Source organism: Geodermatophilus chilensis (assembly GCF_002802985.1).
Classification (GTDB): domain Bacteria; phylum Actinomycetota; class Actinomycetes; order Mycobacteriales; family Geodermatophilaceae; genus Geodermatophilus; species Geodermatophilus chilensis.
Window position 1 is genome coordinate 1 of sequence record NZ_NVPT01000142.1, and the last position, 14,165, is coordinate 14,165.

Genomic DNA, 14,165 nt, shown 5'->3' on the forward strand with positions numbered 1-14,165 from the left:
TTCTCTATCGTCACTGTGTTCTCTTGCTCTCGTTATACTATTACTGCGTTGTCGGAATGTTCATGTGTGTCTAAGTGACGGGTCTGGCACGGCGCGCCTTCGGCGCCGCCGACGAGGGCGAGCAGGGCCCGGCGCCGCGCGTTGCCGTCGGACCGCCGGCGGCTAGCGGCGCCGCGGCGGGGACCGGCGGCACCGGCTGGGTGTCCTCACCCACGCCGTAGGCGCCCGACGTGCCCTCGCTCTCCCGCCCGAGGGCGAGCACCGTGCTGATCCGGCCCGACGGCGAGCCGACGTTGTCGACCGTCGAGACGGCCGCCGAGTTCTCCGGGTCGGAGCGGATGACGCCGACCAGGCCGGTGTCGCGGGCCGAGGCGGCGTCCCCGGCGACGACGGCGCCGGAGCCCGCGGCGTCGAGGGCCAGCGCCAGGTCGAGGAGGGGGTCGGTGCGCTGCTCGCCGTCCTCCTCGGCGGGGGCGCCGGCGGTCAGCAGCACCGCGAAGTCGGCCGGGGCGACGGCCGGGGAGTCCTGCTCCAGCACGCCGAGGGCCCGCAGGCCGGCGAGCACGGAGGAGAGCGCGGCGGTGTCCGGCGCGGGGGCGCCGGGGGTGGCCGGGCGCATGAGCACCTGGGCCAGCAGCGAGCCGACCAGCTGGCCGGTGTCGTCGGTCTCGGGCAGCGTGACGCCGGTCGGCAGGCCGGGCCCGGTGACGTAGCTCTGCACCTCGGCGGCGGTGGCCGGGTCGGTGTACTCCGGCTGCAGCCGGAGGGTGCCGGTCACCGTGCCGCCGGCCTGGCCGACCAGCGTGGAGACCTCCTCGACCATGTCGGCGGGGACGTCGTCGCCGGTGGCGACCAGGACGACGCTGCGGCCGGTGAGGCTGCCCGCGACCAGGGTGGGGGCGACGGCGGCCTCGAAGGCGTCGCCGCTGTCTAGCTGGGCCTGCAGCTCCTGGGTCTGGGTCTCCAGCTCCCGCTTGTCCTCGGTGAGCGCGGCCACCTCGCCCTCGAGGTCGTCGAGGATCGGCGCGTTGAGCGCCGTGGTGCCGATGACGATGCCCAGCGCGACGGCCAGGAAGACCGCGATCAGCGAGACCAGGTGGTAGCGGAAGTCGATCACGAGAAGAGGTTCTCCAACCAGAACAGGAAGCTGTTCCACTGGTCGACCAGCAGGTCGAGGTAGACGCGGCCGGCGGCGGAGACGGCCAGGGCCGACCCGATGGCCACGAACGCGGCGAGCACCAGGATGACCAGCGTCAGGGTCGAGATGCGGCTGCGGTAGAGCCGGCTCACGCCCTTGGCGTCGACGAGCTTGCCGCCCAGCCGCAGCCGGGTGAGGAAGGTGGAGGCCATGCCGCCGCGGCCCTTGTCGAGGAACTCGACCAGCGTGGCGTGGGTGCCGACGGCGACGATGAGCTTGGCGCCCTTCTCGTCGGCCAGCAGCATCGCGATGTCCTCGCTGGTGGCGGCGGCAGGGAAGGTGATCGCCTCGACGCCGAGGTCCTGGACGCGGGCCAGGCCCGGTGCGCGGCCGTCGGCGTAGGCGTGGACGACGACCTCGGCGCCGCTCTTCAGCACCTCGTCGCTGACCGAGTCCATGTCGCCGATGATCATGTCCGGGCGGTAGCCGGCCTCGACCAGCGCGTCCGCGCCGCCGTCGACCCCGATCAGCACCGGGCGGTAGTCCCGGATGTAGGACCGCAGCGCCTGCAGGTCCTCCTTGTAGTCGTAGCCCCGGACGACGACCAGCACGTGCCGGCCCTCGATCGGCGTGGCGACGTCGGGGACGCCGACGCCGTCGAGCAGCAGCGCGCGCTCGCGCTTCATGTACTCCATCGTGTTGGTGGCGAACGCCTCCAACTGGACCGAGAGCCCGGCGCGCGCCTCGGCCATCGCCTCGGCGACGGTCTCGGGGGTCTGCTCGGTGCCCTGGGCGACGACGGTCCCGTCCTCCAGCAGCAGCTGGTTGCCGTCGACGCGGACCGTCGTCCCCTCCTTGACCGCCGACAGCACCTCCTTGCCGACGTCGTCGACGAGCGGGATGCCGGCGTTGACGAGGATCTCGGGGCCGAGGTTCGGGTAGCGGCCGGAGGTGCTGGGCGCGGCGTTGACCACCGCGGCGACCCGGCAGGCGACGAGGGAGTCGGCGCTGACCCGGTCGATGTCGACGTGGTCGATGACCGCGACGTCCCCGGGGCGCAGCCGCTTCGTGAGGTTCTTGGTGCGGCGGTCCAGCCGCACGGTGCCGGTCACTCCCGGGGCCGCTTCCGGCGCCCGGCCACGGCGGAGGGAGCCGATGCGCATGGCCTGCACTCTCCCACGGAGGCCTGGGCCGGCCGCCCTCCGACGCGCGTCGGCGACGCCTCGGTCACCCAGAGTGACCGACACCACGGGAACGGCGACACGCCGGACACGCGCGTTCCACCGGCCCCGCCGGAGCACTCAGGCGTGCTGTCTAGCGTTGTCCGGGTGACTCGAGGCGCGCAGGCAGTCGGCCGTACGGACTCCGACGACGAGGTCCGGCCGGAGACGCCCGAGGCGGTCGTCCACGAGCTGCCCGCACCCGAGCCGGCTGCCGGTGCCGACGACGAGGCGCCCCCACTGCCCGGCGCCACGACCCCGGCCGCTCCCCCGGCGCCCGCCGAGCCCGAGCAGGCCGGCCGCGGACGCCGCGGCCGGCGTGCCCTGCGCGGGCCGGGCCTGCGCGAGCGGCGCCGCCAGCAGACCCGCGCCACGATCATCGAGGCCGCCGCCGAGCTGTTCGCCGAGCGTGGCTTCGACGCGGTGAGCGTCGTGGAGATCGCCCAGCGCGCCGGTGTGGTCGAGAAGACGGTGTTCAACCACTTCCCGGTCAAGGAGGGGCTGGTCTTCGAGGCCGACCCGCCGATGCGCGCGGCGCTGCTCGAGGCGGTGCGCGGCCGGCCCGCCGGGGAGTCGGTCAGCGCGGCGGCCGGCACCTTCGTCGTCCGGGCGATGAGTGGGCTCGGCGCCCCCGAGGCCGCCGTCGGCGTGGCCGAGATGGCGCGGGTGATCCGCGGCAGCCGCACCCTTCAGGTGCGCGAGCGGGAGATCCTCGGCGAGCTGACCACCGCGCTGGCCGAGCTCATCGCCGAGGAGACGCAGGCCGAGCCCGGGGAGCTCGCGCCCTGGCTGGCCGCGCACGCGGTGCTCAGCCTGTACGCCGCGCTGCTGGAGCTGGCCCGCGACCGGGTGCTCGCCGGCGTCTCGGGGCCGGAGCTGTCGGCGGAGCTGCGGGCCCGCGGCGAACGCGGGCTGGCGCTGCTGCAGTTCGGACTCGCCGGCTACGCCAAGCGGAGGTAGCGCGCCGGGCCACACCGCGGCGGCCTCGTCCACGAGTGAGCAGTGGGGGACGGCGATGCCGGCGTGTCCCAGCGTGTCGGCGACCCCAACTGCCCCGCTCGGCAGGGCGGAGACGTCAGACCGGGAGCTGCAGCGCCCGCAGCAACTGGCCGGCGCGGTCGCCGGGGATGTCCGGGTCCTGGGTGAACAGCGCGACGGCGACCATGTACTCGTCCTCCCCTGCCCAGCCGTGGCCCTCGGCGCACAGCCGGCGGATGTGGTCGCGCACCTTCGGCTCACTGCTGTACTCGCCGTAGTCCAGGCCCATCGCGAGGAAGTTCACGACCCGGTAGCCGAGGTCCTCGGCGGTGCGGACCGTCGTCTCCGGGTCGGCGTAGCTCGGCACCGCGGTGACCACGTTGCGGTAGCCCGCCTTGAGCAGCTGGAGCACCAGGTCGTTGCCGTACACCCCGCCCCACAGCTCGGGCATGAGGATGTCGCGATCCGGCGCCGGGATGTAGGGCGGGTTGGCGATCACCGTGGACACCCGGGGTGCGGCCGCGGAGTCGGCGCCGTCGAAGAAGTCGCCGAGCTCCACGGTGTAGCGGTCGGCGACCCCGCGGGCGGCGATGTTCTCCCGCGCCCGCTCGACCGACGGGCCGCTGATGTCGAAGCTGCGCACGCGCAGGTCCGGGAGGCCGGCCACCACGTCGGCGATGGCGGTGGCGTCACCGGTACCGAGCTCCACCACGCCCTCGCGCGCCCAGCCCAGCTGCTCGCGGTACTGCGCGAGCAGCATGCAGACGCTGAACCCGTAGTGCGCCGACTCGTCGACGGAGGAGAAGCAGCTCACCGGGCGGCCCCGGTCGGCGGGCGGTGGACGAGGGGCCGCGCGGCTGCGGCGGTGCGGGAAGGGTCGGGCACGATCCGGCCCTACCCGGCTCGTCGCGCCGTCACTCCTGACCGCGGACCAGCCCGTTCAGGCGGCCGCGCGTGCGGTCGCCGCCACGGCCAGCAGCTCGCGTGCGTGCGCCTGCCCGGTGTCGCTGTCGGTGAGCCCGGAGAGCATCCGGGCCAGCTCGCGGACCCGGTCCTCGCCGTCCACGGCCCGGATGTCGGTGCCGGTGACGCCCGCACCGGTGTCCGGGGACTTGTCCACGACCAGGTGGGTGTCGGCGAACGCCGCGACCTGCGCCAGGTGGGTGACGACGACGACCTGGTGCTGCCGGGCCAGCCGCGCCAGCCGGCGGCCGATCTCCCCGGCGGCCTGCCCACCGACCCCGGCGTCGACCTCGTCGAAGACCATCACCGGCACCGGGTCGGCCCCGGCGAAGACCACCTCGATCGCGAGCATCACCCGGGACAGCTCACCGCCGGAGGCGCCCTTGTGTACCGGCCGCGGCGGGGCGCCGGGGTGTGCGGCCATCAGCAGCGCCACCTCGTCGATGCCGTCGGGGCCGGGGGCGTCCGGGTCGCTCTCGACGGAGAACGAGACGCGCGCGCTCTTCATCGCCAGCCCGGCCAGCTCGCGGCCCACCTCGGCGGCGAACCCGTCGGCGGCCGCGCGTCGTCCGGCCGACACCTGCGCGCCGAGGTCGTCGACCTCGGCGCGGGCGGCGTCGCGCGCGGTCTCGAGGGCCTCGAGCGCCTCGTCGGAGACGTCGAGCTCGTCCAGGCGGCGGCGGGCGTCCTCGGCCCAGGCCAGGACGCCGGCCACGCCCTCGCCGACGTCGGCGTACTTGCGCACCAGGGCGGTGATCGCCGCGCGCCGGTCCATCACCTCGGCCAGCCGGGCCGGGTCGGCGTCGAGGTCGGCGACGTAGGTGGCCAGCTGCCCGGCCACGTCGGAGACCACCGCGATCGCGTCGGTCAGGTCCTGGGCGAGCATCACCAGCGTGGGGTCGTCGGAGGCGGCCAGCGTCCGCTCGGCGATGGCCAGCGCGGCGCCGGCGTCCTGCGGCAGGTCGTCCCCGAGGTCGCCGGTGACGTCGCCGACCAGCGCGGTGCGGGCCTCGTCGGCGGCGGCGCGCAGCGCGTCGGCGTCGCTGAGCCGCCGGGCCTGGGCGTCCAGCTCGTCGTCCTCCCCCGGCTGCGGACCCACGGCCTCGATCTCCTCCAGCCCGTGCCGGAGGACGTCGGCGGCCTGCGCCAGCTCCCGGGCCTGGCCGCGCCGGCGCTCGAGGTCACCGGCCAGCTGCCGCCAGCGGCCGTACGCCTCGCGGTAGCGGTCCAGCAGCGCCAGGTGCGCGGTGCCGGCGTAGCGGTCCAGGGCCCGGCGCTGCTCGGCCGGGCGGGACAGCCGCAGCTGGTCGCTCTGCCCGTGCACCGCGAGCAACCCCTCAGCCAGCTCGGCGACCACGCCGACCGGGACGCTGCGCCCGCCGAGGTGGGCGCGCGAGCGGCCCTCGGCGCTGACCGTGCGGGCCAGGATGAGCGTGCCGTCGTCGTCGGGGTCGGCACCGGCATCGGCCGCCCGCTCCCACACCGGGGAGTCGGCGGGCAGCGCCAGCCGCCCCTCCACGCCGGCCCGCCCGTTGGCGCGCACGCGTCCCGGGTCGGCCCGGCCGCCGAACAGCAGCGTCAGCCCGGTGACGACCATCGTCTTACCGGCGCCGGTCTCGCCGGTGACCACGGTGAGGCCGTCGCCGAGCTCGAGGGTGACGTCGTCGATGGCGCCGAGCCCGCGGATGCGCAGCTCGGTCAGCCGGCCCCGCGTCGTCCCGCCGTCGGCCGGCTGGGTCGCGGCGGCCGGCTCGGCCGGATGCGCCGCGCGGGCCGGCCGCCGGGTCTCACGCGTCGTCGTCCGTGCCGCCACCGCTGCCCTCCCCCCCGTCCCCGCGGACCCAGCCGCGGGCCAGCACGTTGCGGTCCGAGCCCATCTCGTGGCCCGGGTCGTGCCGGCGGGCGTCGCGGAACCCGCGTACCGGCAGGCCGAACTTGGCCACCAGCCGGTCGCCGAACGTGGTCGCGTGCACCCGCGCGATGCGCACCGGCCGGGCCGCCCGGCGGATGTCGACCCGCCCGCCCTCGGGCACCTCCAGCGCGCGCCGACCGTCGGCGGACACGCGGGCGCGGTTGCCGTCGGCCGGGATGGCCACGGTGAGCACCGAGTCCGGCGAGGTGACCAGCGGCCGGGAGAACAGCGCGTGCGCGTTGGACGGGACGACGAGCATCGCCTCGACGTCGGGCCACACGACCGGCCCACCGGCGGAGAAGGCGTAGGCGGTCGACCCGGTGGGCGTGGCGAACAGGACGCCGTCGCAGCCGAAGCTGGTCAGCGGGCGGCCGTCGATGGCCACGACGACGTCGAGCACCCGCGAGCGCTCGGACTTCTCCACCGACGCCTCGTTCATCGCCCAGGTGCCGCCGACGACGGCGCCGGTGGCGTCGAGGACGTCGACCTCGATGGCCAGCCGCCTCTCCACCGAGTACTCGCACCGCTCGATCGCGGTCAGGGTCTCCTCGACCGCCTCGGGCTCGGTCTCGGCGAGAAAGCCGACCCGGCCCAGGTTGACGCCCATGAGCGCGGCGTTGCTGTAGCGGGCGAGCTCGGCGGCGCGCAGGAAGGTGCCGTCGCCGCCGAAGACCATCACGATCTCCGCGCCGCGGGCGGCCTCGGCGTCGGCGGGCACCACCTGGGCACCCTCGATGCCGAGCGCTCCCGCCTCGTCCTCGAGCAGCCGGACGGTGATCCCGCCCCTGGCCAGGCGGGCCGCAGAGCTGCGGGCGAGCTCGACGATGTCCTGACGGCCGGTGTGCACGGCGAGCAGCACGTGCCGGCCGCCGCTGGGCGCCCAGACGGTGGGGCTGACCTCTGTCACTCGTCCTCCTCGGGGGCGGCGGCCGGCGGGGTGCCGGCGCGGCCGCGGTGCTGGCTGGCCGACGGGTCCTGGATACCCGTCACGACGGGCCCTCCTCGACGGCGCGGCGCACGTCGTCCTCCTGCGGTGGCCCGGCGTCCCGGCGCAGCCAGAGGAAGAACTCGACGTTGCCGGCCGGCCCGGGCAGCGGGCTGGCGACGACACCCGCCGTCCCCCAGCCCAGCTCGGCGGCCGCCCGCGCCACCGTCAGGACGGCGTCCTGCCGGTGCGCCGGGTCGCGCACCACCCCGCCGGTGCCGAGGCGCTCGCGGCCCACCTCGAACTGCGGCTTGACCATGGGCAGCAGGTCGGCCTCCGGGCCGGCGCAGGCCGTCAGTGCCGGCAGCACCAGGCGCAGCGAGATGAAGGACAGGTCGGCGACGACCAGGTCCACCGGGCCGCCGACCTGCTCGGGGGTGAGCGTGCGGACGTTGGTGCGCTCCAGCACCCGCACCCGCTCGTCGGTCCGCAGGGACCAGGCCAGCTCCCCGTAGCCCACGTCGACCGCCACGACCTCCCGGGCGCCGCGGCGCAGCAGCACCTCGGTGAAGCCGCCGGTGGAGGCGCCGGCGTCGAGCGCCCGCCGGCCCTCGACGGGCACGGGGAAGGCCTCCAGCGCGCCGAGCAGCTTGTGCGCGCCGCGGGAGACCCACGTGGGCTCGTCGGGGTCGGTGCGGACGACGACGGGCGTGTTGGCGTCGACCCCGGTGGCGGGCTTGGTGGCGGCCCGGCCGGAGACGGCGACCCGCCCCTCGGCGATGAGGGCGACGGCGTGCTCCCGCGAGCGGGCGAGGCCCCGCCGCACGAGCTCCGCGTCGAGCCGGCTGCGGCGGACCATCAGAGCTGGTCGATCGTGCCGAGCTCGCGCTGCAGCCGGGCGTGCTCGGCCTCGAAGACGGCGACGTGCTCGGCCACCGGCCGCTGGTCGAGGTCGGCGAAGAGGGTGCTCCCGTCCCCGACTCGGGCGTCCTCCGGCGCCGCCTCGACCGGGGCGGCCTCGACCGGGGCGGCGTCGACCGGGGCGGCGTCGACCGGGGCGGCCGGGACCGGCGCCGGACCGCCCACCGGACCGGGCCGGGGCGGCCCCGGGACCGGTCGCGGTCGGGACGGGTCGGTCATCGTAGGCCTCTCGGGTGGACGGGCGCGGCGCGAGCGGGCGCCGGCGGGACCTCGGGGACCGGCGGTCCGGGCACGGCCCGGTGCTGTTCCCCCGGCTCGCGAGGGTACCGGCCGGGGGTGACGCGCACGGGTCGGCGGCGGACGCTAGCGTTCGGCCGCCCGGTCCCCGAACGCGATGGAGACGTGCCCGCGTGGCCACGATGGAGCAGTGCATGACCGCCCTCGAGAGCATCCTCGGCGACCTCGCCGCCAAGCCGGCGGCCCAGGGCCTCGACCGCAGCCTGTCCTGCCGGCTAACCGACCTCGGCCAGGTCGTCCGCGGCCGGCTGGCCCGGGGCTCGGTGCGGGAGCTGCGGACCGAGTCCGACGGGCAGTCGCCGGAGAAGGCCGACATCCGGCTCACCCTGACCAGTGACGACCTCGTCGCCCTGACCGAGGGGCGGCTGTCGTTCGGCCCGGCCTGGGCGTCGGGGCGGGTGAAGCTGGAGGCCGGCCTGCGGGACATGCTGCGCCTGCGCTCCCTCCTCTGACCCGGCGCCCGCAGGCCCCGAGCCGGACGGCTGCCGCTGTCCTCGCACGTCAGGGCGTCAGCGCCCACCGCCGCAGCACGGCGGCGGCGGCCTCGTCGTCGGCCGTCACCTGCGCCGGTGCGGCGGCCTCCGGGTGCCGCACCCAGTGCGCGACGCACAGCGCACGCAACCCGTCGAGCCCGTCGGCGCTCGCGGGGGCCTCGGCCGCGTCGCGGCCCAGCCGCAGGGGCCCGTCCCCGCGCCGGACCGTCCATCCACCGCAGCGCCAGGCCCCCTCCGTGGCGACGACGCCCGGGTGGCTGCTGAGCAGGCCGCCGGCGTCCGGTGCGAGCAGGTCCGGCCGCTGGTCCGGGCCGGCGGCGAGCAGGGTCGCCGGGTCGGTGACGCCGGTGAGGACGAGCAGCGTCGCCGCCTCCGCCCGGCGGCCGCCCTCGACGTCGGTGTCCAGCCGGTCACCCACCACCAGCGGGCAGCGTGCGTCCGTGCGGCGGACGCACTCGGCGTGCATGGCCGGGTCCGGCTTGCCGGTCACGAGCGGACGGCGGCCGGTCACGGTGCTGACCACCCCGACCAGTGCGCCGTTGCCGGGCAGCGGGCCGCGCGGCGACGGGACGGTGGCGTCGGCGTTGGTGGCGACGTGCTCGGCGCCGCCCCGGACGGCCACCACGGCCTCGGCCAGCTCGGTCCACCCGACGTCGCGGCCGAAGCCCTGGACCACGGCGAGCGGCGCGTCCTCGGCGCGGGTCACCACGGTGAGCCCGGCGGCCTCGAGCGCGGCGGCGACGCCCGGGCCGCCGACCGCCAGCACGCGGGCGCCGGTGCCCAGCCGCTGCGCGACGACGGTGGCCGCCGCCTGCGAACTGGTGATCACCTCGGCGGCGCTCGCCGGGACGTCCAGGGCGGTGAGGTGTGCGGCGACCTCCTCCGGCGTCCGGGAGGCGTTGTTGGTGACGAACCCCAGCCGCATGCCCGCCGCCCGCGCGGCCGCCAGGGCCTCGGGCACGCCGGGCACCGCCTCGGGCCCGACGTAGACGACGCCGTCGAGGTCGAGCAGCGCGACGTCGTACGCCCGGCAGGGCGGCTCGGGTGCTCCGACGGAGAGCGGGACCGGCGCGGCGCTCACGAGGTCTCCCCGCCGCGGCGGGCCCGCACCCCGCGCAGCGCCCGGGAGTAGTGGCCGAGGTCGGGCCGCATCGCCACAGCGAGGGCCAGGTGCTCGGCGGCGAGGTCGAGGTCGCCCGCCCGGCTGGCCGCCAGACCCAGGCCGAACTGCGCGTAGTCGTCGGCCGGGTTGCGGACGATCAGTTCGCGGAAGGTGCCCACCGCCTCGGTGTAGCGGCCGGCGTCGTACTGGGCGCGCGCGAGGGCCTCCAGCAGGCTGCGCGACCCGGGCTCGGCCTCGGCGGCGCGCGCCAGGATCATCGCGGCCGCGGCCGGGTCGCGGTTGGCCAGCAGTTGCAGGCCTCGCTGGTACCAGTCGTAGACGTCGCCCTCGGGCGCCCCCGCGTCGGACACCGCCGCTCCCTCGGTCCGGGTGCCGCCGGACGGTGTCGGCGCCGGCTCTCCCCCGCAGCCCGCGACCTGCACCGACCGGAGCGCACCACTCCTACGATTCCCGTCGTGCTCTCGTCGTCGGCGGACTCCACGCACCCGGCAGCTGCGACGGGACTCGAGCTCCGGCCCTTCCGCGCCCTCACCTACCGGCGACGAGACCCCGGGCACCTGGCCCGGGTGAGCTCGCCAGCCTACGACCTGGTGACCCCCGAGGGCCGGGACCGCCTGGCCGCCGCCGACCCGCACAACATCGTGCGCCTGATCCTGCCCGGCGTCGCCTCTGGGTTCGACGGCGCCGACGCCACCCGCAGCTCGGTCGCCGTGGCCGCCGCCACGCTGCGCGACTGGGAGGACTTCGGCGTGCTCGAGCGCGACCCCGGCCCGGCGCTGTGGGTGTACGCCATGCGCCCCGCGGACGGCGCTCCCGAGACGGTCGGCTGGCTCGGCGCGGTGGGCCTGCCCCCGGCCGGCTCCCGCGCGGTCCTGCCGCACGAGGACACCTTCCCCGTCGCCGTGGAGGGACGCCGCGCCCTGCTCGCGGCCACCTCGACCGACCTGGAACCCATCGTGCTGGCGCACGATCCGCAGCCCGACGTTCCGGCGCTAACCGCCGTGGCCCAGGACGGCGCGCCGACCCTCGAGGTGACCGACGCCGACGGCGTTCGGCACGCCCTGTGGCGGGTGACCGACCCCACGCTCACCGGCGCGGTCAGCGCCGCGCTCGCCGACACTGCTGCGGTCATCGCCGACGGTCACCACCGCTTCGCCGCCGCGCGGGCACACGGGGCGCACGCCATCCTGGCGCTGGTCACCCCCATGGGACCGGGCGGACTGAGGGTGCAGCCGATCCACCGCGTGGTGCCCGACCTGGCCCTCGACGAGGCGCTGGCCGCGGCGTCGGCCGGCTTCCGGGTCACCGAGCTCGGCACGGACGCCGCCGGCCCCGCCGAGGCCGTCTGGCGGTGGATCGCCGACCCCGCCGGGTCGGGCCTGCTGGTGAGTGACGGCGCCCGGCTGGTCCGGCTGGACGCCCCCTCGGGCGAGGTGCTCGCCGCCGTCCCCCCGGAGGCGCCCGCGGCGTGGCGCGGCCTGGACGTGGTGCTCGCCCACCACGGGCTGGTGCAGCGGCTGTGGGGGCGCGACGACGACCACGAGGGTGTGCTCATCGCGCACGGCGTCGCGGACGCGCTGGCCGGCGCGCGGAGCCGCCGCGGCGTGGCCGTGCTGCTGCGTGCGCCCTCGCCGGCAGACGTCGCCGCCGTGGCCCGGGCGAACGCCCGCATGCCGCGGAAGTCGACGCTGTTCGTGCCCAAGCCGCGGACCGGCCTGGTGCTGCGGCCGCACGGGGACTGACCGGCCGCTCAGGCGGTGCGGGCGTCGGGGCCCGCGGACCGCGGCACCTTGCGCCCGCGCCGGCAGTTGACCTCCGTCACCGACGTGGTGCCGGTGGCCGTCCGCCAGAACCGCCGCTGCAGTGCGCCCTCGACCTCGACCACGTCACCGGCCTGCCACGCCGTGATGCGCCGCTGGAGCGCGCGGTCGTAGGTGATGCACGGCAACGTGTCCGTCGACTGCCCCCTGACCCGCGGCTCGAGGCGGCGCACCACCAGGCGGAAGCTGACCAGCGTGTCGCCGCTGGGCAGCGTCCTCACCTCGGCGGGAGCGGACAGCCTCCCGCGGAGCACCACGTCGTTCCGGTCGATCACAGCCACGCTCATGACGGCAGCCTCGCCGCGCGGTGCCGCCCGGACCAGGCCCGCCGGTGGTCTGTGGACCGAGGGTGCCGGTGTGGACGACGCCGCTGCGACCGTCGGTGGTCAGTGCTCGGCGTCGACCTCGGGTCCGTCGGTCTCGCCCAGGAGCTCGGCGACCTCGGCCTCGACGTCGTCGTTGAAGTCGTAGTCGTCGGCCCCGCCGGGCTCGTCCGTGAACTCGACGTCGTCGTCCGTGTCCTCGGGGTCGTCGTCCGTGTCCTCGGGGTCGTCGTCCGTGTCCTCGGGGTCGTCGTCCGTGTCGGCCGGCACGGTCTCCGCCGACCCGGACACCCCCGCGGCAGCCTCCTCGTCCCCGTCCGGAGCCGCATCGGCCACGGGCAGCTCCTCCTCGGCGAACTCGACGTCCTCCTCGGGGGTGTGGGCCGCCACCGCGGCGCGCCACTGCTCGGCGGCCGCTGTCTCGCCGACCGCGTCGAGGAGGTCGGCGTAGGCGGTCGCCAGCCGCAGCACCGTGGGATCGGTGAGGTCCACCGAGTCCGGTCGCGGCGAGCCACCGAGAGCGCTCTCCAGGACGAGCCGGGCCGCGGGCAGCTCACCGAGGTCCTGCCGGGCCCCGGCCTCGACCAGGCGGAGCTCGACGGTCTCCTCCGCGTCGGGCCGCTCGGCCAGCGCCTCGCGGACCAACCGCAGCGCCACCTCGGGCCGCCCCAGTGCCCGCTCGCAGTCGGCGAGGACCGCGCGGTACCCCGAGTCGCCGCTCATCCTGCGGTAGGCGCGCAGCTCGCGGGCGGCCTCGGCGTAGTCGCCGGCGTGGTAGGCGGCGACGCCCACGGCCTCCCGGACGACGGCGATGCGCGACGCCCGGTCGCGGGCCGCCTGCGCGTGGGCGAGCGCCTCCTCGGGCTGCTCGTCGACGAGGGTGCCGGCGACCACGAGGTGCCCGGCGACCTTCTGCGCGTTGCGTGGGTCGAGCGCGCGCAGCGCTGCGCGGATCGACCGGTCCAGGTCGCGCGGGTCGGCCCACTCGGGGATCTCCGGACCGGCCGGCACAGGAGGCGTGCGCTCCCCGCTCCGAGGCGGACGCTGGCCGCGTTCGGGCCCCCCGCGGCGGTCGTCGCCGGGACGGCGGTCGCGCCAGTCGTCCCGCTGACCGCCAGAGCGGCTCTCACGGGGCTGCCAGTCGCCGCGCGGCGCACCGGGTCGCTGCGGACGTCCGCCGCGCCGGTCCGGTGCGCCCTCCGGGCGTGCCGCTCGGGGACGGTCCCGCCACGCGGGGCCGTCACCCTGGTCCCGGTCCCCGGCCGGGCTCCGGTCCTGCCACTCGCTGCGCGCCCGTGCCGGATGCCGGTCCTGCCACTCACTGCGTGCGGGACGGTCCCGGTCCGCACGAGCCGGTCGGTCATCCCGTGTCCCCTCGCCCGAGGGACGCCGGTCGCGCCAGTCCCCGCGTCCGCCGGCCGGCCGGTCACCCTGCGGACGGCGGTCCTGCCACTCCCGACGCGGCCCGGCACCCGGACCACCCTCACGCTGGGGACGGCGGTCCTGCCACTCCCGACGCGGCCCACCCGCACCCGGGCCACCCTCACGCTGGGGACGGCGGTCCTGCCACTCCCGACGCGGCCCACCCGCACCCGGGCCACCCTCCCGCTGGGGACGGCGGTCGCGCCAGTCGGAGCGCTCGGCACGCTCCGACCGCCCGCCCTCGCCCTGGGGCCGACGCTGCGGCCGGTCGCCCTCGGGACGGCGCTCCTGCCACCCGCTGCGACCCTCCTCGGACCGGCCACCGGCGGGACGCCGCGCTTGCCACGATCCCTGACCGGAACCGTTCCGGCCTCCCCGGGGTCCCTGTCCGCCGGTACCGCCGGCGCCTCGTCGCGGTGAAGTCATGACCGTCTACGTACCTCGAGACTGGATGCAGCACGCGCAGTGCTGAAGAAGGTGTCTGGAAACGACAGAACGGGGGTCAGAGCACGTGGCTCTGACCCCCGTTCTGGAATGGTTGTCCGGCGGCGTCCTACTCTCCCACCCCGTCTCCAGGGCAGTACCATCGGCGCTGAGAGGCTTAGCTTCCGGGTTCGGAATGGGTCCGG

General features: G+C 76.6%; 14 protein-coding genes and 1 rRNA gene. 3 read left to right on the forward strand and 12 right to left on the reverse strand.

Annotated elements, in window-relative coordinates; all coding sequences use genetic code 11:
• Positions 1-70 precede the first annotated feature (70 nt).
• Both CNO22_RS20330 and steA read right to left on the reverse strand, forming a co-directional pair.
• Positions 71-1,117: a copper transporter gene (locus tag CNO22_RS20330; protein WP_100501085.1), complete on the reverse strand. Its 1,047-nt coding sequence runs from the start codon at positions 1,115-1,117 to the stop codon at positions 71-73.
• Positions 1,114-2,301, reverse strand: coding sequence for a putative cytokinetic ring protein SteA (gene steA / locus CNO22_RS20335; RefSeq protein ID WP_100501096.1), 1,188 nt, complete (start codon positions 2,299-2,301; stop codon positions 1,114-1,116). The genes CNO22_RS20330 and steA overlap by 4 nt, the downstream gene beginning before the upstream one ends.
• Positions 2,302-2,466: 165 nt before the next feature.
• On the opposite strand from steA, the gene CNO22_RS20340 reads away from it, so the two are divergent.
• Complete coding sequence (locus CNO22_RS20340) at positions 2,467-3,318, forward strand: TetR/AcrR family transcriptional regulator (protein WP_100501086.1); 852 nt, start codon at positions 2,467-2,469, stop codon at positions 3,316-3,318.
• A gap of 115 nt (positions 3,319-3,433) precedes the next feature.
• Here the strand turns inward: CNO22_RS20340 and CNO22_RS20345 are convergent, their stop codons facing one another.
• From CNO22_RS20345 to CNO22_RS28485, 5 genes are all read right to left on the reverse strand, one after another.
• Positions 3,434-4,150: a class I SAM-dependent methyltransferase gene (locus CNO22_RS20345; RefSeq protein WP_100501087.1), complete on the reverse strand. Its 717-nt coding sequence runs from the start codon at positions 4,148-4,150 to the stop codon at positions 3,434-3,436.
• A gap of 126 nt (positions 4,151-4,276) precedes the next feature.
• Positions 4,277-6,112, reverse strand: coding sequence for a DNA repair protein RecN (recN, locus tag CNO22_RS20350; RefSeq protein WP_198588467.1), 1,836 nt, complete (start codon positions 6,110-6,112; stop codon positions 4,277-4,279).
• Positions 6,087-7,118, reverse strand: coding sequence for an NAD kinase (locus CNO22_RS20355; RefSeq protein ID WP_100501088.1), 1,032 nt, complete (start codon positions 7,116-7,118; stop codon positions 6,087-6,089). Before CNO22_RS20355 ends, recN begins: the two co-directional genes overlap by 26 nt.
• Positions 7,119-7,197: 79 nt before the next feature.
• Entirely contained in the window at positions 7,198-7,995 is a 798-nt protein-coding gene (locus CNO22_RS20360) for a TlyA family RNA methyltransferase (RefSeq protein ID WP_100501089.1), read from the reverse strand.
• Positions 7,995-8,222: a hypothetical protein gene (locus tag CNO22_RS28485; protein WP_198588468.1), complete on the reverse strand. Its 228-nt coding sequence runs from the start codon at positions 8,220-8,222 to the stop codon at positions 7,995-7,997. Before CNO22_RS28485 ends, CNO22_RS20360 begins: the two co-directional genes overlap by 1 nt.
• A 266-nt stretch (positions 8,223-8,488) precedes the next feature.
• Here CNO22_RS28485 and CNO22_RS20370 point away from each other — a divergent pair, with 266 nt between their 5' ends.
• Complete coding sequence (locus CNO22_RS20370; protein WP_232807200.1) at positions 8,489-8,806, forward strand: alkyl sulfatase C-terminal domain-containing protein; 318 nt, start codon at positions 8,489-8,491, stop codon at positions 8,804-8,806.
• 49 nt (positions 8,807-8,855) lie between these two features.
• On the opposite strand, the gene CNO22_RS20375 is transcribed toward CNO22_RS20370, so the two are convergent.
• Positions 8,856-9,929, reverse strand: coding sequence for an HAD-IIA family hydrolase (locus tag CNO22_RS20375; RefSeq protein WP_100501091.1), 1,074 nt, complete (start codon positions 9,927-9,929; stop codon positions 8,856-8,858).
• The gene (locus tag CNO22_RS20380; protein ID WP_100501098.1) at positions 9,926-10,321 is read right to left on the reverse strand and encodes a tetratricopeptide repeat protein; all 396 of its coding nucleotides are present in this window, start codon (positions 10,319-10,321) and stop codon (positions 9,926-9,928) included. The genes CNO22_RS20375 and CNO22_RS20380 overlap by 4 nt, the downstream gene beginning before the upstream one ends.
• Positions 10,322-10,426: 105 nt before the next feature.
• On the opposite strand from CNO22_RS20380, the gene CNO22_RS20385 reads away from it, so the two are divergent.
• The gene (locus CNO22_RS20385; protein ID WP_100501092.1) at positions 10,427-11,713 is read left to right on the forward strand and encodes a DUF1015 domain-containing protein; all 1,287 of its coding nucleotides are present in this window, start codon (positions 10,427-10,429) and stop codon (positions 11,711-11,713) included.
• 8 nt (positions 11,714-11,721) lie between these two features.
• Here CNO22_RS20385 and CNO22_RS20390 read toward each other — a convergent pair whose 3' ends face one another.
• The 3 genes from CNO22_RS20390 to rrf all read right to left on the reverse strand — a co-directional run.
• Positions 11,722-12,078, reverse strand: a complete 357-nt coding sequence (locus tag CNO22_RS20390) for a single-stranded DNA-binding protein (protein WP_100501093.1) — start codon at positions 12,076-12,078, stop codon at positions 11,722-11,724.
• Positions 12,079-12,177: 99 nt separating this feature from the next.
• Positions 12,178-13,125: a hypothetical protein gene (locus CNO22_RS20395; RefSeq protein ID WP_100501094.1), complete on the reverse strand. Its 948-nt coding sequence runs from the start codon at positions 13,123-13,125 to the stop codon at positions 12,178-12,180.
• Positions 13,126-14,076: 951 nt separating this feature from the next.
• A 5S ribosomal RNA gene (rrf, locus tag CNO22_RS20405) occupies positions 14,077-14,165 on the reverse strand; the annotation flags it as partial.

What these genes read in the sequence shown, in the direction of transcription:
- steA (WP_100501096.1), bottom strand. Translation starts at nt 2,301, where the DNA reads ATGCGCATCGGCTCCCTCCGCCGTGGCCGGGCGCCGGAAGCGGCCCCG.
- CNO22_RS20360 (WP_100501089.1), bottom strand. Translation starts at nt 7,995, where the DNA reads ATGGTCCGCCGCAGCCGGCTCGACGCGGAGCTCGTGCGGCGGGGCCTC.
- CNO22_RS20370 (WP_232807200.1), top strand. Translation starts at nt 8,489, where the DNA reads ATGACCGCCCTCGAGAGCATCCTCGGCGACCTCGCCGCCAAGCCGGCG.
- CNO22_RS20390 (WP_100501093.1), bottom strand. Translation starts at nt 12,078, where the DNA reads ATGAGCGTGGCTGTGATCGACCGGAACGACGTGGTGCTCCGCGGGAGG.